Raw genomic sequence first — 24,322 nt, forward strand, 5'->3', positions numbered from 1 at the left:
GCGTGTCGGTGCGTCCCGTTAGCCTCGTGCCGTGACGTACTCCGCTACAGCGCTCGACACGCCCGCACCGGCCCCCGCGGTGCAGGACCTCAGCGGTCGCCCCTGGTGGCACGCCCTCGGCGTGTTCGACCTCGAGACGACCGGTGTCGACGTCGAGACCGCGCGCATCGTCACCGCCCACGTCGGCCTCATCGACATGACCGGCCGCTCCATCGTCGAGGGTGCGTGGATCGCCGATCCCGGGGTCGAGATCCCCGAGGGTGCGGCGGCCGTGCACGGCTACACGACGGAGCGCGCACAGGCCGAGGGTCGCCCCGCGGGTGAGGTCGTCGCCGAGATCGTCGCGGCGGTCGAGGCCGTGTTCGCGCGCGGCATCCCGCTCGTCATCTACAACGCCCCGTACGACCTGACCGTCCTCGACCGGGAGGCCCGACGGCACGGCATCGCCTCCCCCGTCATCGGCAACGTCGTCGACCCGCTCGTGATCGACAAGGCGCTCGACACCTTCCGCAAGGGCAAGCGCACGCTCGAGGCGGCGTCCGAGCTGTACGGCGTCACCTTGTCGGACGCGCACGACGCCGGTGCGGACGCCATCGCGGCCGGGCGTGTCGCGCAGGCCATCGCGGCGAAGTACCCGGAGGAGCTCGGCGTCTCCGCCGAGGAGCTGCACCGCAAGCAGGTCGCCTGGTGCGCAGAACAGGCGTCGTCGTTCCAGGAGTACATGCGCAAGAAGCGCGACGCCGCCTTCACCGCCGACGGGCGCTGGCCGCACCGCAACGGCTCGTAGCGCTCGGCGCCGCGCTGCCGCGGCGTGTCGAACCACGTTCCCGACACCGAACCAGGCCTTCGCGCTGGTTCCATGTCGGACCCGTGGTTCGACGCGCACGCGTTGCCGAGCCCGCGACCGCGCACGACCGGAAGCACGCCGAACCACGGGACTGCGTGGTGCGACGTGCTCGGCGTGGTGCGCGAGCACCGCGCGCCACGGCAGAACCGCGCGCTGCGCTGCCGGGGACGACCAGTCGGCTCACGCGCGTGATCCGGCGGACGCCGCACCGCGGGCGTCCCCGCAACGCAGAACGGGCGGCCCTCCCGCAGGAGGACCGCCCGTTCGAGCGCGCTGGGCTGCTTACTTGCTGAAGCCCTTGAAGCGCTGGTTGAACTTCTCGACGCGACCGGCCGAGTCGAGGATGCGCTGCTTGCCCGTGTAGAACGGGTGCGAAGCGGACGAGATCTCGACGTCGATGACCGGGTAGGTCGCACCGTCGAGCTCGATGGTCTTGTCGCTGGTCGCAGTCGAACGCGTCAGGAACGTCTCACCGGAGGCCAGGTCGCGGAAGACGATGGCGTTGTACTCGGGGTGGGTGTCGGTCTTCATGGAGATTCCTCGGTTGGAGATGGTGGGAGGTGCGCGGACGGCCGGTTCGAGCGGACTCGATCGGAGACCTCCGCGCGGGAAGTCTGCGGCGTGCGCCAGCCGTCCACGTTACCAGACGACCGGCCGGATCGGGAGCGTCAGGCCGCGCGCGCCGTGTACCGACCCGCGTCCTTCGACACGGTGAGCTCGACGCCGAAGGCCTGGGAGAGCGTCTCGGCGGTGAGCACCTCGTCGATGGGACCGGCGGACTGCACCCTGCCGTCCGCGAGCACCAGGGCGTGCGTGAAGCCCGCGGGGATCTCCTCGACGTGGTGGGTCACGATGACGATCGCGGGCGAGTCGCTGCTCTGGGCGTAGCCGCCGAGCGTGCGGACGAGGCTCTCGCGGGCGCCGAGGTCGAGCGAGGCCGCCGGCTCGTCGAGGAACAGCACCTCGGGGTCGGTCATGACCGCTCGGGCGATCTGCACGCGCTTCTGCTCGCCGTCGCTCAGCTCGCCGAAGGTGCGGTCGGTGAAGTCACCGAGGCCCCACTCGTCGAGCACGCGCTGGGCGCGACGGACGTCGAGCTCCTCGTACTCCTCGTTCCAGCGGCCGGTGACGGAGTACGCGGCCGTCAGCACGACGTCGACGACACGCTCGGTCACCGGGATCCGGCGGGCGAGGGCCGTCGACGCGAAGCCGATGCGCGGGCGCAGTTCGAACAGGTCCGCGCCGCCGAGCTCCGTGCCGAGCACCTCGACGCTGCCCGAGGTCGGGAACGTCTGGGCACCGGCCACCTGCAGCAGCGTGGTCTTGCCGGCACCGTTGGCACCGAGCACCACCCAGCGTTCGTCGTCCTGCACCTCCCACGAGATCGCGTCGAGGATGGTGGCCCCGTTGCGGACCACGGAGACGTCTGACAAGCGCACGACCGAGGGCATGGCTCCAGCCTACGGCTTCCGGGCGAGCACCTCGTCGTAGACCTGCCGTGTCCGGCGGGCGATCGCGTCCCACGTGAACTCGCTCTCGACGCGCAGGCGTCCGGCTCGTCCCATGAGCTTCGCGAGCCCCTCGTCCGCCAGGACCTCCTCGAGGGTGCGGGCGAGGTCGGCGACGAACCGGTCGGGGTCGTTCGGCGTGCCGGTGCCGTCCTGCGCCTGGTCGATCGGGACGATGCGGCCGGTGAGCCCGTCGGCGACGACCTCGGGGATGCCCCCGGAGCGCGTGCCGACCACGGGGATGCCGCAGGCCATGGCCTCGAGGTTGACGATGCCGAGCGGCTCGTAGATCGACGGGCACACGAAGACCGTGCCCGAGGACAGCACGTTCACGATCTCCTGGTGCGCGAGCATCCGGTCGATCCAGACCACGCCGTCGCGGTCGGCCCGCAGGGACTCGACGAGACCGGTGACCTCGGCCATGATCTCCGGCGTGTCCGGCGCACCGGCACAGAGGACGATCTGCACGTCCTCCGGCAGGGACGCCACCGCGCGGAGCAGGTAGGGCAGGCCCTTCTGCCGGGTGATGCGCCCGACGAACACGACGGACCGACGGGACGGGTCGATGCCGAGTGCACGGACGGCGTCCTCGTCGACGGTGGGCTTCCACTCGTCGATGTCGATGCCGTTGTAGACGACGTGGACCTTCTCGGGGTCGATCGACGGGTACGACCGGAGGATGTCCGCGCGCATCGCCTTCGACACCGCGATGACGCCGTCGGCCTGCTCGAACGACTCGCGCTCCATCCAGCTCGACAGGCGGTAGCCACCGCCGAGCTGCTCGGCCTTCCACGGGCGCAGGGGCTCGAGGCTGTGGGCGGTCACCACGTGCGGGATGCCGTGGGTGAGCTGCGCGATGCGTCCGGCGGCGTTCGCGTACCAGGTGTGGGAGTGCACCAGGTCGGCGCCCTCGACGTCCGCGGCGATGCGGACGTCGGTGCCGAGCGCCTGGAGCGCACCGTTCGCGTCGTCGAGGCCCTCGGGCGTGCGGTACGCCCACACGCCCTCCTCGTCGCGGTACGCCCCGAAGGCACGCACGCGCACGTCCGTGTCCGTCCCCGACCGCAGCGCAGCCGTGAGCTCGGCCACGTGGACACCCGCTCCGCCGTAGACCTCCGGCGGATACTCCCTGGTCAGTAGATCGACTCGCACGGACTCAACGTAACGGGTTCGCAGTCCGGACGCCTACTGTGAACCACATGGCACCAAAGAAGGTATTCGGCATCGTCCTCGCCGGAGGCGAGGGCAAGCGGCTCATGCCGCTCACCGCCGACCGCGCGAAGCCCGCTGTCCCGTTCGGCGGGAACTTCCGTCTCATCGACTTCGCGCTCTCCAACCTGGTCAACTCCGGGTTGCAGAAGATCGTCGTCCTGACCCAGTACAAGTCGCACAGTCTCGACCGCCACGTGGCGGAGACCTGGCGCATGGAGGGGCTCCTCGGTTCCTACGTCGCGTCGGTGCCGGCGCAGCAGCGTCTCGGCAAGCGCTGGTTCGCCGGTTCCGCGGACGCCATCCTCCAGTCGCTGAACCTGCTGCGCGACGAGCGTCCGGACATCGTCGTCGTGGTCGGTGCCGACCACGTCTACCGCATGGACTTCCACCAGATGATCGAGGCCCACATCGCCTCCGGCCGCAGTGCCACGGTCGCGGCGATCCGGCAGCCGATCGGGCTCGCGGACCAGTTCGGTGTCATCCAGGTCGACCAGGACGACCCGACCAGGATCGACGCGTTCCTCGAGAAGCCGAAGGACGCCGTCGGCCTGGCCGACTCGCCCGGCGAGATCCTCGCGTCGATGGGCAACTACGTGTTCGACGCCGACGCGCTGGTCGACGCGGTGCTCCGCGACGGGCAGATCGAGTCGAGCAAGCACGACATGGGCGGTGACATCGTCCCGGACTTCGTGGCCCGCGGCGACGCCGGCGTGTACGACCTGCAGCGCAACGACGTCCCCGGCTCGAACGAGCGCGACCGGTACTACTGGCGCGACGTGGGGACGATCGACTCGTTCTTCGACGCGCACATGGACCTCATCGCGCCGGTGCCGGTCTTCAACCTGTACAACCAGGACTGGCCGATCTTCAACCAGCAGACGAACCTGCCCCCGGCGAAGTTCGTGCGCGACGCGAACGGCAACACGGGCTCGACGGTCGACTCGATCGTCGCGCTCGGCTGTCTGCTGTCCGGCGCGCAGGTCGAGCGGAGCGTGATCGGCCCCTGGTGCGGCATCGACTCCGGCGCGAAGGTGCTCGACTCGATCGTCTTCGAACGTGCGTCGATCGGCGCGGGGTCGGTCGTGAACCGCGCGATCCTGGACAAGGACGTGGTGATCGCCCCGGGCGCGCAGGTCGGTGTCGACCGCGAGACGGACGAGGCGCGCGGCTTCACCGTCACCGACTCCGGCATCACGGTCGTCGGCAAGGGCGTGCGTGTGGAGGCGTGACCGCACCGCACCCGGCCTGGAGGCGCGGCTGACGTCACAGACGTCGGCCGCGCCTCCTGCTGTCGGTACCGTTGGTGCGTGCCACGCTTCCTCGTCGTCCTCGATGCCGATTCCACGCTGCTCGAGGACGAGGTCATCGAACTGCTCGCCGACCACGCCGGGACCCGGCCACAGGTCCAGGCGGTGACGGAGCGGGCCATGCGCGGGGAGATCGACTTCGCGGAGAGCCTCCGGGAGCGGGTCGCGACGCTGGCGGGCCTCCCGGCCGACGTCTGCACGCACGCGCAGCACGCGGTCCGTGTGACGCACGGTGCAGCGGAACTGGTCCGCGGCGTGCAGGCCGCGGGTGGCACGGTCGGGGTCGTGTCCGGCGGGTTCCACGAGGTCCTCGACCCGTTCGCCGCACGGCTCGGGCTCGACCACTGCCGGGCCAACCGGCTCGAGGTCGTCGACCGCGTGCTCACCGGCCGGGTGCTCGGCGACGTCGTCGACGCCGACGCGAAGGCCGAGACGCTGCGGGCGTGGGCCGGGGCGGACGGCGTTCCGCTGTCCCGTACGGTCGCGGTCGGCGACGGTGCCAACGACCTCGTGATGATGGGCGTCGCTGCCCTGGGCGTGGCCTTCGACGCCAAGCCGCTGGTGCGCGAGCGGGCGGACGTGGCGGTCGTCGACCGTGACCTGTCCGCCGTGCTCGCGACGCTCGGGCTCCGCGGCTGACCGCACCCGCGCCGCGCGCGGGCCGAGTTGGCTAGTGGCCCATCCCGAGGCCGCCGTCGACCGGGATGACCGCACCGGACACGTACCCGGCGCCGTCGCCGGCGAGGAAGAGCGTGACGTCCGCCACGTCGTCGACCGTCCCGTAGCGCGCGGCGGGGATCTGCTTCTTGAACTCGGCCTGCAGCTCCTCGGGGAGCGCGGCCGTCATGTCGGTCTGGATGAAGCCGGGTGCGACGACGTTCGCGGTGATGCCACGCGACCCGAGCTCACGGGTGATCGACCGGGCCATGCCGACCAGAGCGGCCTTCGACGACGCGTAGTTGACCTGGCCGACCTGCCCGTAGGCGCCGACGACGCTCGACATGAGCACGATCCGGCCGAACTTCGCCTTCATCATGCCCTTCGTCGCGCGCTTGACGACCCGGAAGGTTCCGGTGAGGTTCGTGTCGATCACGCTCGTGAAGTCCTCCTCCGACATGCGGAGCAGGAGCTGGTCGTTCGTGATGCCGGCGTTGGCGACGAGCACCTCGACCGGACCGAGCTCGGCCTCGACCTGCGTGAAGGCCGCGTCGACCGAGGCGGAGTCGGTGATGTCGGCCGCGACCGTGAGCGCCCCCTCGGGACCGCCCTGACCGCTGCGGGACGTCACGGCGACACGGTGCCCGGCGGCGACGAAGCGCGTCGCCAGGGCGTGGCCGATGCCGCGGTTGCCGCCGGTGATGAGGACGGTACGGGGGGTGGTCATGATCGCTCCGTTCGAGTGGTGGTGACGCTGCGTGTCGTCGTCCGACGCCGGCCGGACACGCCCGACCGAGCGTACCGGAGCCGTTCCCCGCAGCTGTCCCCCGCGCGGCTGGCACACTGTCGGTGGTGCGGGCTTAGGCTTGTGTTCGGGCGAATGGAAGAACACCGTATGAAGTCGACGCAGCGCCGGTTCCACGCGACGCACACCCACTCGGGTTCCACGCAGAGCATCACGTCCCTGCCGGACTCCCCCGAGCTGGACCGGGCGCACCGCCTGTCCAAGTACGTCTGGCAGATGGCCGTGCGCGTGGTCTGCTTCATCGGCGCCGTGCTCGTCTGGACGACGTGGCACACGTGGCTCGCGGTGATCCCGATCGTGCTCGCCGCCGTCATCCCCTGGGTCGCGGTCATCCTGGCGAACGCCGGAAGCCGCGCCGAGAGCGACATCGTCTCGCCGGCCGGGGCCATCGAGCTGTACGACGCCGTCGACCCGCGGTTGCGCGAGCAGCAGGAGGACGCCCGCGCAGAGGCCTACCGGGCCGAGCAGGACCGCCTGCGCGAAGCTGCCCAGCACGCGCAGGAGGAGTGGCAGCGCAACGGCGACCGGTCCCGCGTGTGGTCGGCCAGGCCGAGGACGCGCCGCTGATGGGGGCGACCTTCGACCTCTTCACCGAGCCGGGTTCGACACCGGTGTGCTCCCGCGCCGGGTGCACGAACACCGCCGAGTGGCGGATCAACTGGCGGAACCCGCGCATCCACGCCATCGACCGCGTGAAGATCTGGGCGGCGTGCGAGGACCACTGCGACTTCCTCGCCGACTACCTGCGCTCCCGGGCGTTCCCCGTCCGCGTGACGGGGATGCAGGAGGACGTCGACCACCTCGACGACGTCCGCGTGCGCGACGACGCGCCGAAGAACGACGTCGGGGTGCGCTCCACCGGCACCGGGCGATGACGGACGAGTTCGACCCCAGCGACCGCTACGGCCGGAAGCACGCCGCGAAGCTCCAGCGCGGTTCGGCCGATCGCGCCACGGCCGAACCGGAGCAGCGCGGCGGCACCGCCGACGGCCCGTCGGTCGGCTGGCGCTTCGTCCGCAGCCGTCGCTGGCTCGGGTACTTCGCGATCGCGGTGGCCTTCGCGATCATCTGCGCCCTGTTCGGCATGTGGCAGTGGGACCGCCGCAACGAAGCGGTGCGCCAGAACGAGCAGATCGCCCGGAACTACGACCACACACCCGTACCCCTCGACCAGGCACTCCCCCGCGCCTCGAGCTGGGACGACGACCAGCAGTGGTTCCGCGTCGAGGTCACCGGCACGTACGACGTCGACGACCAGCTCCTCGTCCGGAACCGCGTGCACAACGGACAGCCCGGCTTCGAGGTCCTCACGCCGCTGGTGACCGCGGACGGCCGGGCCTTCGTCGTCGATCGCGGCTGGGTGCCGACGGGCAACCGGCAGGACGCACCGGACCACGTGCCCGCCCCGCCGAGTGGCGAGGTCACCGTCACCGCCCGCCTGCAGCAGAGCGAGCCGCGCATCCCCGGTCGCACCGACCCGTCGCACACCGACCAGGTGCAGTCCGTCACGCTCGCTGACGTGGCAGGCAAGGTGGACGCGCCGATCTGGACCGGCGCGTACGGACAGCTCGCGTCCGAGTCGCCCGCGCCGACGGAGTCGCGGCCGCTCGGTTGGGACCGCCCCTCGGCCGACACCGGTCTGCACCTCAGCTACTTCATCCAGTGGTTCCTCTTCGCCGCGGGCGGGTTCGGGTTCCTCGCCTACGTGATGGTGCAGGAGTACCGGAACCTCAACCAGGACGACCCGGAGGAACGCGAGCGCGCTCTCGAGCGCCAGCGGCGGAAGGACGCCCGGCCGCGGTCCGACGACGAGGTCGAGGACGAACTGCTCGGCACGCGGCACTGAGCGCCCCGGGTACCTCGCGCACTCGGGCACGCTCGCGGCCAGCCCCTCCACGGACAGAGGCGCGGTGCCGGTCCGGCACCGCGCCTCCCGTCCGTCACCGAGTCGCTACGCGAGCTCGATGAGTTCCGCGTAGTCCTTGTTCCAGTGGTCCTCCGTGCCGTCCGGCAGCAGCAGGACGCGCTCCGGGTTGAGGGCCTCGACCGCACCCGCGTCGTGCGACACGAGGACGACCGCGCCCTCGTAGCCGGCGAGGGCGCCGAGGATCTCCTCGCGCGACGCGGGGTCGAGGTTGTTGGTCGGCTCGTCGAGCAGCAGCACGTTCGCGCCCGAGACGACGATCATCGCCAGGGACAGACGGGTCTTCTCGCCGCCGGAGAGCACGCCGGCCTTCTTGTAGCCGTCGTCGCCGGTGAAGAGGAACGACCCGAGCACGCGGCGCGCCTCGGTCTCGGTCAGGTTCGGCGACGCCGACACCATGTTCTCGATCACCGTGCGGTTCACGTCGATGTTCTCGTGCTCCTGCGCGTAGTACCCGATGCGCAGGCCGTGCCCGGGCAGGATCTCTCCCGTGTCCGGCTGGTCCGCGCCCGCGAGGATGCGCAGCAGCGTCGTCTTGCCGGCACCGTTGAACCCGAGGATGACGACGCGCGAGCCGCGGTCGATCGCCAGGTCGAGGCCGGCGAAGATCTCGAGCGATCCGTAGGACTTCGACAGTCCCTCGGCCATGAGCGGGGTGCGGCCGCACGCGGCGGGCGTCGGGAAGCGCAGCTTGGCGACGCGGTCCACGGCGCGCTCGTCCTCGAGCCCCGCCAGGAGCTTCTCGGCGCGGGCGACCATCTGGTGGGCCGCAGCCGCCTTCGTGGCCTTCGCCCCGAACCGGGCAGCCTGGTCCTTGAGCGTCGCGGCCTTCTTCTCGGCGTTCGCGCGCTCCTTGCGGCGGCGCTCCTCGTCGGCGGCGCGCTGCCGCTGGTAGAGCTTCCAGCCCATGTTGTAGACGTCGATCGTCTGGCGGTTCGCGTCGAGGTAGAAGACGCGGTTGACGACCTCGTCGACGAGCTCGACGTCGTGCGAGATGACGATCACGCCACCCGCGTAGGTCTTGAGGTGCTCGCGCAGCCAGATGATCGAGTCGGCGTCGAGGTGGTTCGTCGGCTCGTCGAGGATCATCGTCTCGGCGTCCGAGAACAGGATCCGTGCCAGCTCGATGCGGCGCCGCTGACCACCCGACAGGGTCTTGAGCGGCTGGTCGAGGATGCGGTCCGGCAGCTTGAGGTTCGAGGCGATCGACGCCGCTTCCGCCTCGGCCGCGTACCCGCCCAGGGCGTTGAACTGGTCGTCCAGGCGGCTGTACCGACGCATGGCCTTCTCGGCGGTGTCCGGGTCCTCGCTCGCCATGTCGAGCGTCGCCTGACGGATGCCCTCGACGAGCTCGCCGAGGCCGCGGGCGTCGAGGATGCGCTTGCGCGCGGTGTCCTCGGGGTTCCCCGATCGCGGGTCCTGCGGCAGGTAGCCGATCTCGCCGGAGCGCTCGATCTTGCCGTCGGTCGGCTGGGCCTCGCCGGCGAGGGCCTTCGTCATCGTGGTCTTGCCGGCGCCGTTGCGCCCGACGAGCCCGATCTTGTCACCCTTCTCGACACGGAAGGACACGTGCTCCATCAGGAGGCGGGCCCCGACGCGGATCTCGAGGTCGTGCACGGCAAGCACAGGAGGACGTCCAATCAGTTGGTGATGTGCACAACGACGTGTGCGGGAGGTGCACCGCTACGCTGACGGGACCGATGGTCCTCGAACGGGACCAGCAGTCCATTCTAGGAGAATCCATGACGAACGCCACCGGGTTCGCTCGCCGCGCAGTCCTCGCCGACCGTCTTCGCACCTCGGGGCTCGCCACCGACGCCGCCCTGGTCGCCGGCGGCGCGTTGTTCACCGCCGCGATGGCGCAGCTCCAGGTCCCGATGTGGCCGGTGCCGATCACCGGGCAGACCCTGGCGGTCGTGCTCGTCGGCGCCACGCTCGGCGCCCGCCGCGGCATGCTCTCGCTGCTCGTGTACGCGGTCGCCGGCCTCGCGGGAGCGCCGTTCTTCGCCGAGTTCTCCGGCGGCCTCGCGGCCCTGACCTCGCCGAGCTTCGGCTACGTGATCGGTTTCGTGCCGGCCGCCGGCCTGGTCGGGTGGCTCGCGCGACGCAACTGGGACCGCGGGCTCGGTCGTGCCACGGTCGCCATGCTGCTGGCGACCGCCGTCCCCTTCGTGACGGGGCTGCCCTGGCTCGCGGTGGTGCTCGGTCAGCTCGGCGCACCGAACGACCTGCAGTCGGTGCTCGCCGCCGGCCTCTACCCCTTCATCGTGGGTGGGGTCGCGAAGGCCCTCATCGCCGCGGGCGTCCTGCCCCTGGCGTGGAAGCTCGTCGGCCGCCGCTGACGCACCCGAACGATGACGGGCCCCGCACCTGCTGGTGCGGGGCCCGTCATCGTTCCGGCCCGGCCCGTCGTGTCACTCCGCGAGCGAGCACGACACGCCGCGCGTCGGACGCCGAGCGGGCGGAGCACGTCGTGGGAACTCGTCGAGCGTGACCGATCGGACCCGCTCGGCGGGTGACCCGGACCGACGACGGACGGGAGGCGCGGTGCCAGCTGGCACCGCGCCTCCCGTCCGTCTGGGTGGTGGCGGCTAGATCGAGAAGCCGAGCGCGCGCATCATCTCGCGCCCGTCGTCCGTGATCCGCTCCGGACCCCACGGCGGCATCCAGACCCAGTTGATGCGGAACGCGTCGACGATGCCGTCCAGCGCGTTGGCGGTGTCACCCTCGATGACGTCGGTCAGCGGGCATCCCGCGCTCGTCAGCGTCATGCTGATCACGAGCGCGTTCGCTTCGTCGTCCATCGCGAGGTCGTAGATCAGGCCGAGGTCGACGATGTTGACGCCGAGCTCCGGGTCCTGGACCTCCTTGAGGCCCTCGACGACCTCGTCGAACTTCTCCGGGGAGAGTGCGGTGATCATCAGTTGCCCGCCGCTGCGGCCTGCACGTAGCGGTCGTAGCCCTCGTTCTCGAGGCGCTCGGCCAGCTCCGGACCACCCTGCTCGGCGACCTTGCCCGCAACGAACACGTGCACGAAGTCCGGCTTGATGTAGCGGAGGATGCGCGTGTAGTGCGTGATGAGCAGGACACCGAGGCCGGTGGCGGCCTTCGCACGGTTCACACCCTCGGAGACGATCTTCAGCGCGTCGACGTCGAGCCCCGAGTCCGTCTCGTCGAGCACGGCGAACTTCGGCTTGAGGAGCTCGAGCTGCATGATCTCATGGCGCTTCTTCTCGCCACCGGAGAAACCCTCGTTGACGTTGCGCTCGGCGAACGACGAGTCCATCTTGAGGTCGGCCATCGACTGGCGCAGGTCCTTGACCCAGCCACGGAGCGCCGGGGCCTCACCGTCGATCGCGGTCTTCGCGGTGCGGAGGAAGTTCGACACCGTGACGCCGGGGATCTCGACCGGGTACTGCATCGCGAGGAACATGCCGGCACGGGCGCGCTCGTCGACGCTCATCGCCAGCACGTCCTCGCCGTCGAGCGTGATCGAGCCGCCGGTGACGTTGTAGCGCGGGTGGCCGGCGATCGTGTACGCGAGGGTGGACTTGCCGGAGCCGTTCGGCCCCATGATCGCGTGGATCTCGCCCTCGTTGATGGTGAGGTCGACGCCCTTCAGGATCTCCTTGGTGCCCTGGTCGGTGTCGATCGAGACCTGCAGGTCGCGGATTTCGAGAGTGGACATTGCGTTCCTTCGGTTACAGCTGCTGTGCGGCGTCAGCCGCGCGGGAAGAGTGGGGGTGTCGCTCAGTCGACGGGGACCGGGTCGTGCACGTCGACGTAGACGTCGCCGTCACGGACCTCGACCCGGAAGACCGGCACCGGTTCGTAGGCCGGGAAGTTCTGCGGCTTGCCGGTCGCGAGCGAGAACCGGGACCCGTGGGCCCAGCACTCGAGCGTGTCGCCCTCGACGAACCCCTCGGACAGGGAGATGTCCCCGTGCGTGCAGGTGTCACCGATCGCGTGCACGGTACCCGCGGAGTCCTTGACGATCGCGACCGCGGTACCGTCGACGACGACCCGCATGGGGCTGTCGACCGCGATCTCCGACTCGGCGCAGACCTTCTCGGCCATCAGGCGTCCGCCTGCTCGGCCGTGGGTGCGGTCTGGTCCGCATCGGGCTCCGCAGCGGCGACCGCGGTGCGGCCGTCGGCGAGCTCCTGCTCCACCGCAGCGATGAGGCGCTCCTCGAGCTCCGGCGCACCGATCTTCTGGATGACCTCGACCAGGAAGCCGAGCACGACGAGTCGACGGGCCTCTTCCTCGGGGATGCCGCGGGCCTGCAGGTAGAAGAGCTGCTCGTCGTCGAAGCGCCCGGTCGCACTCGCGTGGCCGGCGCCCTCGATGTTGCCCGTCTCGATCTCGAGGTTCGGGATGCTGTCCGCCCGGGTGCCGTCGGTGAGGACCAGGTTGCGGTTCTGCTCGTACGAGTCGGTGCCGTCGCCGGCACGCCCGATGAGCACGTCGCCGATCCACACCGTGTGCGCGCCCTCGCCCTGCAGCGCGCCCTTGTAGTTGACGCGGCCGCGGGTGTTCGGTGCGTCGTGGTTCACGTACACCTGCTGCTCGATGTACTGCCCGGCGTCCGCGAAGTACACGCCGTACATCTCGGTGTCCGCGCCCTGCGCGCCGAGGTGCGTCGACGGGTTGACGCGGACGACGTCGCCACCGAGCGAGACCACGACGTGCTTGAGGAAGGCGTCGCGCCCGACCTCGGCGAACTGCGTCGACACGTGGACCGCGTCGTCGTCCCAGTCCTGCAGGCTGACGACGGTCAGACGCGCACCGTCGCGGACGACGATCTCGACGTTCTCGCTGAGCAGCGCCGAGCCGCGGTTGTCGATCACGACGATGCCCTGCGCGTGCTGCTCGGCCGTGATGACCGTGTGCGCTGCGCGGGCCTGCGTGCCGAAGTCCGACCGGGTGATCGAGATCGACTCGTGCGTCTCGGTCGCCTTGACCGTGACCTTGAGCACGGCGTCGCGCGCGGTCCAGGCAGCCGCCGCGGCGCGGTCCTCGGGCAGTCCGGCGGTGCCGACGGCCGGGTCGTCGCTGCGACCCCACTCGACGTCGGCGCCCTCGGTCTGGCGGGCGAGGAACGGGTACGCGGAGCCGTCGAGGCCGCCGTCGAGCAGCGGCTGGAGCTTCGCGAGCGGCGCGAACTTCCAGTTGACCTCGCGGCCGGTCACCGGCGGGAACGCGTCGAGCTCGCCGGACTGCGGGCGCTCCGAGCGGGTCTGGACCGGGACCTTCGTGTCCCAGGCGCCGTCGGAGTGCGCACGAGCGCCGTGCTGTTCCGACGCAGCACTGCGCTCGGTGCCCTGCGTCGACGGGGCCTGCTGACCCTGCGCGACGGCCGAGGGCTCGACCGGCTGGTCGATGCGCGGTGCGGGGTCGGTCGTGGCCCCGTCGGTCGGTGTCGGGTTGGTGCTGGTGTTCGACATCTAGCCGACGGATCCTTCCATGCTCATCTCGATGAGCTTGTTGAGTTCGAGCGCGTACTCCATCGGGAGCTCACGCGCGATGGGCTCGATGAAGCCGCGGACGATCATCGCCATCGCCTCGTCCTCCGGCATGCCGCGGGACATCAGGTAGAACAGCTGCTCCTCGCTCACGCGGGAGACCGTCGCCTCGTGTCCGAGCTGCACGTCGTCGACGCGGATGTCGATCGCCGGGTACGTGTCGCTGCGGCTGACCGTGTCGACGAGCAGCGCGTCACAGCGGACCGTGTTGGCGGCGTGGTGGGCGGCCGGGTCGACCCGGACCTCACCGCGGTAGCCGGCGCGGCCGCCGCCGCGGGCGATCGACTTCGAGACGATCGACGACGTCGTGTACGGCGCCATGTGGATCATCTTCGCGCCGGCGTCCTGGTGCTGGCCCGGACCGGCGAAGGCGACGGACAGGGTCTCGCCCTTGGCGTGCTCACCCGCGAGGTAGATCGACGGGTACTTCATCGTGACCTTCGAGCCGATGTTGCCGTCGATCCACTCCATCGTGGCGCCCTCGTGCGCGATGGCACGCTTGGTGACGAGGTTGTAGACGTTGCTCGACCAGTTCTGGATCGTCGTGTAACGCACGCGGGCGTTCTTCTTCACGATGATCTCGACGACGGCCGAGTGCAGCGAGTCCGACTTGTAGATCGGGGCGGTGCAGCCCTCGATGTAGTGGACGTAGGAGTCCTCGTCCGCGATGATCAGCGTCCGCTCGAACTGGCCCATGTTCTCGGTGTTGATGCGGAAGTAGGCCTGCAGCGGGATCTCGACGTGCACGCCCTTCGGCACGTAGACGAACGAGCCGCCGGACCACACGGCCGTGTTCAGTGCAGCGAACTTGTTGTCGCCGGCCGGGATCACGGAGCCGAAGTACTCCTCGAAGAACTCCGGGTGCTCGCGGAGGGCCGTGTCCGTGTCCATGAAGATGACGCCCTGCTGCTCCAGGTCCTCGCGGATCTGGTGGTAGACGACCTCGGACTCGTACTGCGCGGCGACGCCGGCGACCAGGCGCTGGCGCTCGGCCTCGGGGATGCCCAGGCGCTCGTAGGTGTTGCGGATGTCCTCGGGCAGCTCTTCCCAGGTCTGGGCCTGCTTCTCCGTGGACTTCACGAAGTACTTGATGTTGTCGAAGTCGATGTCCGACAGGTCGGCACCCCACGAGGGCATCGGCTTGCGGTCGAACAGCGTCAGCGCCTTGAGGCGGAGCTTGCGCATCCACTCCGGCTCGTCCTTGCGGGCGGAGATGTCGCTGACCACCTCTTCCGAGAGGCCACGGCGCGCGGAGGCACCGGCCGAGTCGGAGTCGGACCAGCCGAACTCGTACTGGCCGAGCCCTTCGAGCTCGGGGCGGTCGATGAGCACGTCGGACATGGTCTCCTCGTTTCCTTCTCGCGGCAGCGTCTGTCGGGTGCAACCCGTGGCGTCCGGACGCCATTCCACCGTGGACCCCCGACAGGAGTTCCACGGCGTCGCTGCCTCGCAACGTCGATGGTCCCACGCAGTCCTCGGACCGATCGGCGATCTCGGCCCATTCGGAGCCGGCGCCTGCCTAGACTTGACTGCTGCTGAACCCTCGAATCCTACAGGTTCACCGGACGGAACAACAGGAAGGCACCACCCTCGTGACTCGCGTCGGACCCACCGTCGAGCAGGGCGTCCAGCCGGACACCCGCAACCCGAGGTGGTGGTCGCTCCCCCGCGTCGTGGACCGCCGCGTCATCTGGCTCGCGTGGGCGTCGTTCGTCGTCGAGGTCGTGCTCATCGGCACCGGCGGCCTCGTCCGCCTGACCGCCTCCGGCCTCGGCTGCCCGACGTGGCCCAAGTGCACCGCCGAGTCGCTCGTCTCCACCCCGGAGATGGGCGTCCACGGCGTGATCGAGTTCGGGAACCGTCTCCTCACGTTCGTCCTCGTGGTCGTCGCGATCGCCATGTTCCTGCTCGTCGTGCGGATGCGCCGTACCCGCCCCGAGCTCTTCTGGCTCGCGTTCGCCCAGGGCATCGCGATCCCGGTGCAGGCGGTCATCGGCGGCCTCAGCGTGCTCACGAACCTCAATCCGTTCGTCGTCGGCCTGCACTTCGTGGTGTCGACGACGCTCGTCGCGGTCACGGCGACGCTCGTGTACCGGGCGATGAACGGCCCGCGCACCGCGGCCCGGCTCGTCCCCGGCTGGTACACGGGCGTCGTCCGCGGCACCGTCGCAGCGGTCGTCGTCACCGTCCTGGTCGGCATCCTGACCACGGGCTCCGGTCCGCACGCGGGAGCGAGCGAGGCGGTCGACGGAGGGCGCCTCCACCGCACCGGCTTCGACCCCCAGCTCATGGAGCACCTGCACGCGATCCCGGCCTACGCGCTCTTCGCCCTGACCCTCGCGCTCGTGGTCGGCGCGGTCGTCCTGCGGCTCTCGAGCCGCTGGGCCCTGGTCCTGCTCGTCGTCGAGTTCGTGCAGATCGCGGTCGGCCTGACACAGGCCCGCACGGGCCTGCCGGTCGGCCTGGTGGGCACGCACATGGTGCTCGCCGGGCTCCTCGTCGGCGCGGTGACCGTCGTCGTGCTCTCGACGCGCGGCAGCGCCGGGCGCCAGGCCGTCCGGGAGCGCATCGCCGCCTGACCGGCGCCCGCCCCGGCCCTTCCCCGCGACGTCCCACGCAGCGCCTCCGTCCCGAGCGCCGACGCGTGGGACGTCGTCGTTCGGGCGGCTTCGGCGCCGCGACCGCGCTCGACGCGCCGCAGTTGCCCTACGACACCGCCGACCGCGCGAGCCGCCTCCGGGTCCAGCGCCGCCTCCCGCTGACGCGACCGTCTTGCAGGCACGTCCCCGTCGCACTCGAACGCCGACCCGGCGACTGGACGGACGGGATGCCCGTCTCCTGCCCGCCACGCGCCTCCCGTCCGGTGCCGCTCCCCGTCCTGCGGCTGCCGCGACACCGTCGTCGTCGTACGACGGCGGACGTGTCGTCCCGGCCGGGCCCGCCTCCTCGCCCCACGCTCGAGTGCGCGCCGAAGCACCCACCCGCGCCGACCGCCCCACGTCCGAGTCCGCGCCCGCGCCCACGACGGACGACAGCGCCGCCGGCGGACCGGCGGCGCTGTCGGAGCGGGCGACGAGCCCGGACTAGATCGTGAAGGTGAAGACCTGCGGCAGCAGCGGGTCGATGCCCACGGCGATGAAGAGCAGCGTCAGGTAGGTGATCGAGCTGTGGAAGACCCGCATCGGCTGCACCTGCTCGACGTGCTGGATCGCTCGCGAGTACAGGCGGTGGGACTCGACCACGAACCAGATCCCCCCGGCCAGCGCGACGACCGTGTAGAGCGGCCCCATGTTCGCGACCGGGATCAGCAGCAGCGAGCAGACGAGTGTCGCCCAGGCGTAGAGGACGACCTGCAGGCCCACGACCGTGCGTCCGCGGACCACCGCGAGCATCGGCACGTCGGCCGCGTCGTAGTCGTCGCGGTACTTCATCGACAGCGGCCAGTAGTGCGGCGGCGTCCAGAGGAAGATCACCATGAACAGGACGACGGGCGCCCAGGTGAGCGACCCCGTCACGCCGGCCCACCCGATGAGCACAGGCATGCAGCCGGCCGAACCGCCCCAGACGATGTTCTGCGGGGTGCGGCGCTTGAGCCACAGCGTGTACACGCAGACGTAGATGACGATCGCGACGACGCTCAGCGCCGCGGCGAGCCAGTTCACGAGGAAGCCCAGCACCGCCGTGGACAGGACCGCGAGCACCCACGAGAACACCAGGGCCTCACGGTCCGAGAGCTCGCCGGTGACCAGCGGGCGCTGGCTCGTGCGCTTCATCAGCCGGTCGATGTCCCGGTCGATGTAGCAGTTGAACGCCGAGGCCGAACCGGCCGACATCGCACCGCCGAGCATCGTCCAGAAGACGAGCCAGAGGTCCGGCACACCGCGCTCGGCGAGGAACATCGTCGGCGCGGTGGTGACGAGCAGGAGCTCCATCACGCGGGGCTTCGTCAGCGAGACGTACGCACGGACCTTGCGGGACAGCGACGAGCGGGGTCGATCGGTGTCGGGCCGGGTCACGGTGGCAGTCAACAGGGGAACCTCAGTCTGTTCGCATCAGCTTGCACACTCGGTGGACGGCTCCGTCGTCGTCGGGGCGTGCGTCGACCCGGAATGCACACGGGTCGACGCCAGTTTAGGCCATCGAGGCGCCGCGACGATGCCCCGCCCCGCCGACCGGGCCGATGCCCGACACGGCGCCTTCGTCACCTGGACACCTTCTGTGTGCGTGGTCAGTATGCTGGAGACGCCCTCCCGCATCGCGTGCCCCGAAGACGTCGGTCCGTGACGAGCCGGTCGGCCGCCGCGCAGACGGCGACACGACACACGGCCCCGGGACGGCGATCATGTCCGTGCGATGGCACGAGCCCTCGCACATGTCGCAACAACGAAGGGTCAACATCCAAGTGGCTGAATTCACCTGGGACGCCATCGACAGGAAGGCCGTCGACACGGCGCGCGTCCTCGCCGCCGATTCGGTCGAGGCTGCCGGCAACGGTCACCCCGGCACCGCGATGAGCCTCGCGCCCGTCGCCCACCTGCTCTTCCAGAAGGTGATGCGTCGCGACCCCAGCGACTCCACCTGGATCGGCCGCGACCGCTTCATCCTCTCGGCGGGTCACGCCTCGATCCTGCAGTACGTGCAGTTCTACCTGCACGGCTACGGCCTCGAGCTCGAGGACCTGCAGCACCTGCGCAAGTGGGGCTCGAAGACCCCGGGTCACCCGGAGTACGGCCACACCGACGGCGTCGAGATCACCACCGGCCCGCTCGGCCAGGGTCTCGCCTCGGCAGTGGGCTTCGGCTACGCGCAGCGCTTCGAGCGCGGCCTGTTCGACCCGGAGACCGCCGACGGCGAGTCGCCCTTCGACCACTTCACCTACGTGATCGCCGGCGACGGCGACATGCAGGAGGGCGTCACGAACGAGGCCGCGAGCCTCGCCGGCCGCCAGCAGCTCGGTCGCCTGGTCGTCTTCTACGACTCGAACCAGATCTCGATCGAGGACGACACCGACATCGCGTTCTCCGAGGACGTCGCCGCCCGCTACGAGTCCCTCGGCTGGCACGTCCAGCACGTCGACTGGAAGAAGACCGGCGAGTACTCCGAGGACGTCGAGGAGCTGTACCGCGCCGTCGAGGCCGCCAAGGCCGAGACGACCAAGCCGTCGCTCATCGTCCTCAAGACGATCATCGGTTGGCCGTCGCCGACCAAGCAGAACTCCGGCAAGATCCACGGCTCCGCGCTGGGCGCCGACGAGCTGAAGGGCCTCAAGGAGGTCCTCGGCTTCGACCCGGAGAAGACCTTCGACGTCGACCCCGAGGTGCTCGAGTACACCCGCGGCGCGATCGCCAAGGGCCAGGAGCAGCACGCCGAGTGGAACACGACCTTCGACGCGTGGGCCGCGGCCAACCCGGAGAAGAAGGCGATGCTCGACCGCATCAACGCCGGCGAGCTCCCCGAGGGCCTCGAGGAGGCCCTGCCGGTCTTCTCCACCGAGAAGGCCGTCTCGACCCGCGCCGCCTCCGGCAAGGTCATCAACGCCATCGCGCCGCTCATGCCCGAGTTCTGGGGCGGTTCGGCGGACCTCGCCGAGTCGAACCTGACCACGATCGAGGGCGCCAAGTCCTTCGGCCCGGCCGAGGCCAGCACGAAGACCTGGAGCACCGACCCGTACGGCCGCGTGCTGCACTTCGGCATCCGCGAGCACGCGATGGGCTCGATCCTGTCCGGCATCGTGCTGCACGGGAACACCCGCCCCTTCGGCGGCACGTTCCTCATCTTCAGCGACTACATGCGTCCGGCGGTCCGTCTCGCCGCGCTCATGAAGGCGCCGGCGATCTACGTCTGGACCCACGACTCCATCGCCCTCGGCGAGGACGGCCCGACGCACCAGCCGATCGAGCAGCTCACCGCCCTCCGTGCGATCCCGGGTCTCGACGTCGTCCGTCCGGCCGACGCCAACGAGGTCTCGTACGCCTGGCTCGAGATGCTCAAGCACAAGGACCGTCCGGCTGGCATCGCGCTGAGCCGCCAGAACCTCCCGGTCTTCGAGCGCGGTGAGGGCGACGCCTCCGGCGAGACGCTCGCTTCGGCGAAGAACGTCGCGAAGGGCGCGTACGTCCTGGCCGAGGCGCCGAACGGCACCCCGGACGTGATCCTCATCGCGACCGGTTCCGAGGTCCAGATCGCCGTGGACGCCCGCGAGCAGCTCAAGGGCGAGGGCATCAACGCCCGCGTCGTGAGCGCCCCGTCGCTCGAGTGGTTCTTCGAGCAGGACGAGGCCTACCGCGAGCAGGTCCTCCCGGAGGCCGTCACCGCGCGCGTCTCCGTCGAGGCCGGCATCGGCATGAGCTGGCGCGACATCGTCGGTGACAAGGGCCGCAGCGTCTCGATCGAGCACTTCGGTGCGTCGGCGGACTACCAGCGCCTGTTCGCCGAGTTCGGCTTCACCACCGAGCACGTCATCGCCGCCGCCAAGGAATCGATCGCAGCTTCCTGACCCACGAGGGGCCGGATCCGGTACGCCGGGTCCGGCCCCTCTGCCGGGAGGCGCGGTGCGGGTCCGCCCCGCGCCTCCCGACCCACAGACCACGACACCACGGCTCCGGTCGCGTCACGCGCTCCGGGTCGGTCGACGAAAGAAGAAGAGAAACCCATGGCTGAGAACACCCCCACTGCCGCCCTCTCCGAGGTCGGCGTCAGCATCTGGCTCGACGACCTGTCGCGCGAGCTGCTCGAGACCGGCAAGCTGACCGAGCTCATCGAGCAGAAGAACGTCGTCGGCGTCACGACGAACCCGACGATCTTCGCGTCCGCCCTCGCCAAGGGCGAGCGCTACGACGCGCAGGTGAAGGAGCTCGCGGCGAAGGGCACCGACGTCACCGAGGCGATCTTCGAGATCACCACGCAGGACGTCGCCAACGCCTCCGACGTCTTCAAGCCGATCTACGACGAGACCAAGGGCTTCGACGGCCGCGTCTCGATCGAGGTCGAGCCGGGCATGGCCCACGACGCGCAGAAGACCATCGAGCAGGCGAAGTTCCTGTTCGAGAAGGTCGGTCGCGAGAACGTGCTCATCAAGATCCCCGCGACCCTCGAGGGCCTCGAGGCCATCACCGAGGTCATCGGCGCCGGCATCTCCGTCAACGTCACGCTGATCTTCTCGCTCGAGCGCTACCGCGCCGTCATCGACGCCTACCTCGGTGGCCTCGAGAAGGCCAAGGCCGCCGGCCACGACCTCTCGAAGATCCACTCGGTCGCCTCGTTCTTCGTGTCGCGCGTCGACTCCGAGATCGACAAGCGTCTCGACGCCGTCGGCACCGACGAGGCGAAGGCCCTCAAGTCGAAGGCCGGCATCGCCAACGCGCAGCTCGCCTACCAGGTCTGGACCGAGGCGTTCGCGACCGAGCGCGCCCTGGGCCTGCTCGAGTCGGGTGCGAACACCCAGCGTCCGCTCTGGGCCTCGACCGGTGTCAAGGACCCGGCGCTGCCCGACACGCTCTACGTGACCGAGCTCGCGGCGCCGAACACCGTCAACACCATGCCGGGCAAGACGCTCGACGCGACGTTCGACCACGGCGAGATCCACGGCGACGCCATCGCCGGCTCGTACGAGGGCGCGCAGCAGGTCATGGACCAGATCGCCGCCGCTGGCGTCGACTACGACGACGTCGTCGCACTGCTCGAGAAGGAGGGCGTGGACAAGTTCAACGTCTCCTGGGGCGAGCTCGTCGACACGGTGAAGACCGCGCTCGAGAACAGCAAGTAAGCAGAACCGGAGCCCGCGTCCCGAGGGCGGCACCACCCTCCTCGGGACGCGGGCACCCACGGTCAGGACCGGTCCGCCGGCGCCGCCACGGGCCTCCCGTCCGGACCTGACCACCACGACGGCGGAGTCGCCGCTGCCCCCGCAGCGCAGCGCTCCGCCGTCTCCGTTCGACTCGTAAGGAGTTCACCGACTCATGTCACCGGTGGCGATCACCCCGGAGCACAACCCGCTCCGGTTGCCGACCGACCGACGTCTGAACCGGATCGCGGGCCCAAGCACCCTCATCATCTTCGGCGTGACGGGCGACCTGTCGCGCAAGAAGCTGATGCCCGCGGTCTACGACCTCGCGAACCGGGGCCTCCTGCCCCCGGGCTTCGCGCTCGTCGGGTTCGCCCGGCGCGACTGGGAGGACCAGGACTTCTCCCAGCTCGTGCACGACGCGGTCCGGGACCACTCCCGCACCCCCTTCGACGAAGCCGTCTGGAAGCAGCTCGAACAGGGCATCCGCTTCGTCCAGGGCTCGTTCGACGACCCCGAGGCGTTCCTCGAGCTGAAGCGCACCGTCGACGAGCTCGACGCCCAGCGCGGGACGCTCGGCAACCACGCCTTCTACCTCTCGATCCCGCCGAAGATGTTCCCGGTCGTGACCGAGCAGCTCAAGGTCTCCGGCCTCACCGAGAAGCGCGAGGGCTCCTGGAGCCGCGTGGTCGTCGAGAAGCCGTTCGGCTCCGACCTCCGCACCGCCCGCGAGCTGAACGCCATCGTCGAGAGCGTCTTCGCGCCCGACGACGTGTTCCGCATCGACCACTACCTCGGCAAGGAGACCGTCCAGAACCTCCTGACGCTCCGGTTCGCGAACCAGATGTACGAACCCATCTGGAACTCGAACTACGTCGACCACGTGCAGATCACGATGGCCGAGGACATCGGTGTCGCCGGTCGTGCTGCGTACTACGACGGCATCGGCGCTGCGCGCGACGTCATCCAGAACCACCTGCTGCAGCTCCTCGCCCTCACCGCGATGGAGGAGCCCGTCTCGTTCAAGGCCGCGGACCTGCGCGCCGAGAAGGAGAAGGTGCTCTCGGCGGTGCGGCTCCCCGAGGACCTCGCCACTGCGACCGCCCGCGGCCAGTACGCCGGTGGGTGGCAGGGCGGCGAGAAGGTGCTCGGCTTCCTCGAGGAGGGGGGCATGAACCCCGAGTCGACCACCGAGACCTACGCCGCCATCAAGCTCGACATCGCGACGCGACGCTGGCAGGGCGTGCCGTTCTACCTGCGTGCGGGGAAGCGTCTCGGCCGTCGGGTCACCGAGATCGCGATCGTCTTCAAGCGCGTCCCCGAGGACGTCTACGGCAACACGCAGGCGCCGCTCGGCCAGAACGCGCTCGTCATCCGTGTCCAGCCGGACGAGGGCGTCACGCTCCGCTTCGGCTCGAAGGTCCCCGGCGTCGGCACCCAGGTGCGCGACGTGACGATGGACTTCGGCTACGGGCACGCGTTCACCGAGGCCTCGCCGGAGGCGTACGAGCGACTCATCCTCGACGTGCTCCTCGGCGACCCGCCCCTGTTCCCCCGTCACCAAGAGGTGGAACTGTCGTGGAAGATCCTCGACCCGATCGAGGAGTTCTGGGCCACGCAGGGCCAGCCCGAGCAGTACCGTCCCGGCACCTGGGGTCCGGCGTCCGCCGATGCCCTGCTCGCCCGCGACGGCCGGACCTGGAGGCGTCCATGAAGATCGACATGCCGAACACCACGGTCTCGAAGATCCAGAAGAAGCTCGTCCACATCCGCGAGGAGGGCGGCGCGGTCGCCCTCGGCCGCGTCCTGACCCTCATCATCTCGACGGCCCTCGGTCACGAGGAAGAGGCGATCTCGGCCGCGAACGAGGCGTCGCGCGAGCACCCGATGCGCGTCATCATCGTCTCCAAGAACGACGGTGACACGAAGTCCCCCGGGCGTCTCGACGCACAGATCCGCGTCGGCAGCGACGCGGGTGCGAGCGAGGTCATCGTCCTCCGCGCCTACGGCGAGACCGCGACGGACGAGGAGAGCCTGGTCACCGGCCTGCTCCTCCCCGACGCGCCCGTCGTCGCGTGGTGGCCGCAGACCGCTCCGGAGCAGCCGGCAGCATCTGCGCTGGGCCGGATCGCGCAGCGCCGCATCACGGACGCCGCCGCACAGAAGGACCCGAACGGCGCGATCGAGGCGCTCGGGAAGTCCTACGTGCCGGGCGACACCGACTTCGCGTGGACGCGTCTCACGCTCTGGCGGAACCAGCTCGCCGCGGCGCTCGACCAGCCGCCCTACGAGCCGGTCACGGGCGTGGAGGTCTCGGGTGCGAGCGACAGCCCGTCGACGATCCTGCTCGCTGCGTGGCTCCAGCTGCAGCTGCAGGTCCCGGTGTCCGTCGTCACGTCGCCCCGTGCCACCGGGTCGAGCGGTATCCACGGCGTGAAGCTCGAGCGTGCCTCGGGCGCGATCGACCTCGAGCGGTCGCTCGTCGACGTCGCGACGCTCTCGATGCCGGGCCAGCCGACGCACGACCTGTCGCTGCCGCGGCGGAACCTGCGTGACTGCCTCGCAGAGGAACTCCGTAGACTCGACCCCGACGTCCTGTTCGGGGACGTCGTCAAGCACGGGGTGCCGCAGCTCCGCGAGTCGATCGCCGGCTGAACGCCCCACACGACCGGACCCCGGGTGGTGCTCGCACCGAGTACCACCCGCCCCCGGTCGGACCGAAGGCGGTCGCACCGGTCGGCCGCCACGAACACG

At 70.2% G+C, this 24,322-nt stretch carries 23 protein-coding genes; 12 read left to right on the plus strand and 11 right to left on the minus strand.

Translation table 11 applies throughout. The annotated features are described in order from the left end of the window. Window positions 1-79: 79 nt before the first annotated feature. On the plus strand, window positions 80-787 hold the full coding sequence (locus DEJ22_RS08000) for a 3'-5' exonuclease (RefSeq protein ID WP_111226089.1): 708 nt from the start codon (window positions 80-82) through the stop codon (window positions 785-787). Window positions 788-1,129: 342 nt separating this feature from the next. Here the strand turns inward: DEJ22_RS08000 and DEJ22_RS08005 are convergent, their stop codons facing one another. The 3 genes from DEJ22_RS08005 to glgA form a co-directional block, all read right to left on the minus strand. Beyond that, on the minus strand, window positions 1,130-1,378 hold the full coding sequence (locus DEJ22_RS08005; RefSeq protein ID WP_022905175.1) for a type B 50S ribosomal protein L31: 249 nt from the start codon (window positions 1,376-1,378) through the stop codon (window positions 1,130-1,132). 137 nt (window positions 1,379-1,515) lie between these two features. Beyond that, a complete protein-coding gene (locus tag DEJ22_RS08010; protein WP_111226090.1) occupies window positions 1,516-2,298 on the minus strand; it encodes an ABC transporter ATP-binding protein in 783 nt (260 codons plus the stop codon). A gap of 9 nt (window positions 2,299-2,307) precedes the next feature. Beyond that, the gene (gene glgA, locus DEJ22_RS08015) at window positions 2,308-3,507 is read right to left on the minus strand and encodes a glycogen synthase (RefSeq protein WP_111226091.1); all 1,200 of its coding nucleotides are present in this window, start codon (window positions 3,505-3,507) and stop codon (window positions 2,308-2,310) included. A 47-nt stretch (window positions 3,508-3,554) separates the two neighbouring features. Between glgA and DEJ22_RS08020 the strand changes: the two genes are divergently transcribed. Both DEJ22_RS08020 and serB read left to right on the plus strand, forming a co-directional pair. Continuing rightward, window positions 3,555-4,796 carry a glucose-1-phosphate adenylyltransferase gene (locus DEJ22_RS08020; protein ID WP_111226092.1) on the plus strand — a complete coding sequence of 414 codons (1,242 nt, stop codon included), beginning with the start codon at window positions 3,555-3,557 and terminating at the stop codon, window positions 4,794-4,796. Between the two features lie 78 nt (window positions 4,797-4,874). Next, a complete protein-coding gene (serB, locus tag DEJ22_RS08025) occupies window positions 4,875-5,513 on the plus strand; it encodes a phosphoserine phosphatase SerB (RefSeq protein ID WP_111226093.1) in 639 nt (212 codons plus the stop codon). 31 nt (window positions 5,514-5,544) lie between these two features. On the opposite strand, the gene fabG is transcribed toward serB, so the two are convergent. Continuing rightward, the gene (gene fabG, locus DEJ22_RS08030) at window positions 5,545-6,258 is read right to left on the minus strand and encodes a 3-oxoacyl-ACP reductase FabG (RefSeq protein WP_111226094.1); all 714 of its coding nucleotides are present in this window, start codon (window positions 6,256-6,258) and stop codon (window positions 5,545-5,547) included. Window positions 6,259-6,426: 168 nt separating this feature from the next. Here fabG and DEJ22_RS08035 point away from each other — a divergent pair, with 168 nt between their 5' ends. From DEJ22_RS08035 to DEJ22_RS08045, 3 genes are read left to right on the plus strand one after another with little or no spacing between them, the layout of a single operon-like run. Beyond that, window positions 6,427-6,903: a DUF3099 domain-containing protein gene (locus DEJ22_RS08035; protein WP_284174498.1), complete on the plus strand. Its 477-nt coding sequence runs from the start codon at window positions 6,427-6,429 to the stop codon at window positions 6,901-6,903. Beyond that, on the plus strand, window positions 6,903-7,211 hold the full coding sequence (locus DEJ22_RS08040; RefSeq protein ID WP_502861836.1) for a hypothetical protein: 309 nt from the start codon (window positions 6,903-6,905) through the stop codon (window positions 7,209-7,211). Before DEJ22_RS08035 ends, DEJ22_RS08040 begins: the two co-directional genes overlap by 1 nt. Beyond that, on the plus strand, window positions 7,208-8,182 hold the full coding sequence (locus DEJ22_RS08045; protein WP_111226096.1) for an SURF1 family cytochrome oxidase biogenesis protein: 975 nt from the start codon (window positions 7,208-7,210) through the stop codon (window positions 8,180-8,182). Before DEJ22_RS08040 ends, DEJ22_RS08045 begins: the two co-directional genes overlap by 4 nt. A 105-nt stretch (window positions 8,183-8,287) precedes the next feature. Here DEJ22_RS08045 and DEJ22_RS08050 read toward each other — a convergent pair whose 3' ends face one another. Next, window positions 8,288-9,886, minus strand: a complete 1,599-nt coding sequence (locus DEJ22_RS08050; protein ID WP_111226097.1) for an ABC-F family ATP-binding cassette domain-containing protein — start codon at window positions 9,884-9,886, stop codon at window positions 8,288-8,290. Between the two features lie 116 nt (window positions 9,887-10,002). On the opposite strand from DEJ22_RS08050, the gene DEJ22_RS08055 reads away from it, so the two are divergent. Then, window positions 10,003-10,602 (plus strand): biotin transporter BioY, encoded by a 600-nt coding sequence (locus DEJ22_RS08055; protein WP_111226098.1) that lies wholly within the window; start codon window positions 10,003-10,005, stop codon window positions 10,600-10,602. A 249-nt stretch (window positions 10,603-10,851) separates the two neighbouring features. Here the strand turns inward: DEJ22_RS08055 and DEJ22_RS08060 are convergent, their stop codons facing one another. From DEJ22_RS08060 to sufB, 5 genes are all read right to left on the minus strand, one after another. Then, the gene (locus DEJ22_RS08060; RefSeq protein WP_022902786.1) at window positions 10,852-11,181 is read right to left on the minus strand and encodes a metal-sulfur cluster assembly factor; all 330 of its coding nucleotides are present in this window, start codon (window positions 11,179-11,181) and stop codon (window positions 10,852-10,854) included. Beyond that, complete coding sequence (sufC, locus tag DEJ22_RS08065; protein ID WP_066654406.1) at window positions 11,181-11,948, minus strand: Fe-S cluster assembly ATPase SufC; 768 nt, start codon at window positions 11,946-11,948, stop codon at window positions 11,181-11,183. The genes DEJ22_RS08060 and sufC overlap by 1 nt, the downstream gene beginning before the upstream one ends. Before the next feature lie 62 nt (window positions 11,949-12,010). After that, window positions 12,011-12,337, minus strand: a complete 327-nt coding sequence (locus tag DEJ22_RS08070; RefSeq protein WP_502861837.1) for a non-heme iron oxygenase ferredoxin subunit — start codon at window positions 12,335-12,337, stop codon at window positions 12,011-12,013. Then, on the minus strand, window positions 12,337-13,707 hold the full coding sequence (gene sufD, locus DEJ22_RS08075; protein ID WP_181430665.1) for a Fe-S cluster assembly protein SufD: 1,371 nt from the start codon (window positions 13,705-13,707) through the stop codon (window positions 12,337-12,339). The genes DEJ22_RS08070 and sufD overlap by 1 nt, the downstream gene beginning before the upstream one ends. Further along, window positions 13,708-15,126 (minus strand): Fe-S cluster assembly protein SufB, encoded by a 1,419-nt coding sequence (sufB, locus tag DEJ22_RS08080; protein WP_111226099.1) that lies wholly within the window; start codon window positions 15,124-15,126, stop codon window positions 13,708-13,710. It abuts the gene before it with no gap. Window positions 15,127-15,377: 251 nt separating this feature from the next. On the opposite strand from sufB, the gene DEJ22_RS08085 reads away from it, so the two are divergent. Next, entirely contained in the window at window positions 15,378-16,364 is a 987-nt protein-coding gene (locus tag DEJ22_RS08085; RefSeq protein WP_111226100.1) for a COX15/CtaA family protein, read from the plus strand. Between the two features lie 504 nt (window positions 16,365-16,868). On the opposite strand, the gene DEJ22_RS08090 is transcribed toward DEJ22_RS08085, so the two are convergent. Continuing rightward, a complete protein-coding gene (locus DEJ22_RS08090; protein ID WP_111226101.1) occupies window positions 16,869-17,801 on the minus strand; it encodes a heme o synthase in 933 nt (310 codons plus the stop codon). Window positions 17,802-18,187: 386 nt separating this feature from the next. On the opposite strand from DEJ22_RS08090, the gene tkt reads away from it, so the two are divergent. From tkt to DEJ22_RS08110, 4 genes are all read left to right on the plus strand, one after another. Then, window positions 18,188-20,281 (plus strand): transketolase, encoded by a 2,094-nt coding sequence (tkt, locus tag DEJ22_RS08095; protein ID WP_111226102.1) that lies wholly within the window; start codon window positions 18,188-18,190, stop codon window positions 20,279-20,281. 156 nt (window positions 20,282-20,437) lie between these two features. Beyond that, window positions 20,438-21,550, plus strand: coding sequence for a transaldolase (gene tal / locus DEJ22_RS08100; protein WP_111226103.1), 1,113 nt, complete (start codon window positions 20,438-20,440; stop codon window positions 21,548-21,550). A 193-nt stretch (window positions 21,551-21,743) separates the two neighbouring features. Then, a complete protein-coding gene (gene zwf / locus DEJ22_RS08105) occupies window positions 21,744-23,282 on the plus strand; it encodes a glucose-6-phosphate dehydrogenase (protein WP_111226104.1) in 1,539 nt (512 codons plus the stop codon). Continuing rightward, the gene (locus tag DEJ22_RS08110) at window positions 23,279-24,223 is read left to right on the plus strand and encodes a glucose-6-phosphate dehydrogenase assembly protein OpcA (protein WP_111226105.1); all 945 of its coding nucleotides are present in this window, start codon (window positions 23,279-23,281) and stop codon (window positions 24,221-24,223) included. The genes zwf and DEJ22_RS08110 overlap by 4 nt, the downstream gene beginning before the upstream one ends. Window positions 24,224-24,322: the final 99 nt, after the last annotated feature.

Source organism: Curtobacterium sp. MCSS17_007 (assembly GCF_003234175.2).
Lineage (GTDB): Bacteria > Actinomycetota > Actinomycetes > Actinomycetales > Microbacteriaceae > Curtobacterium.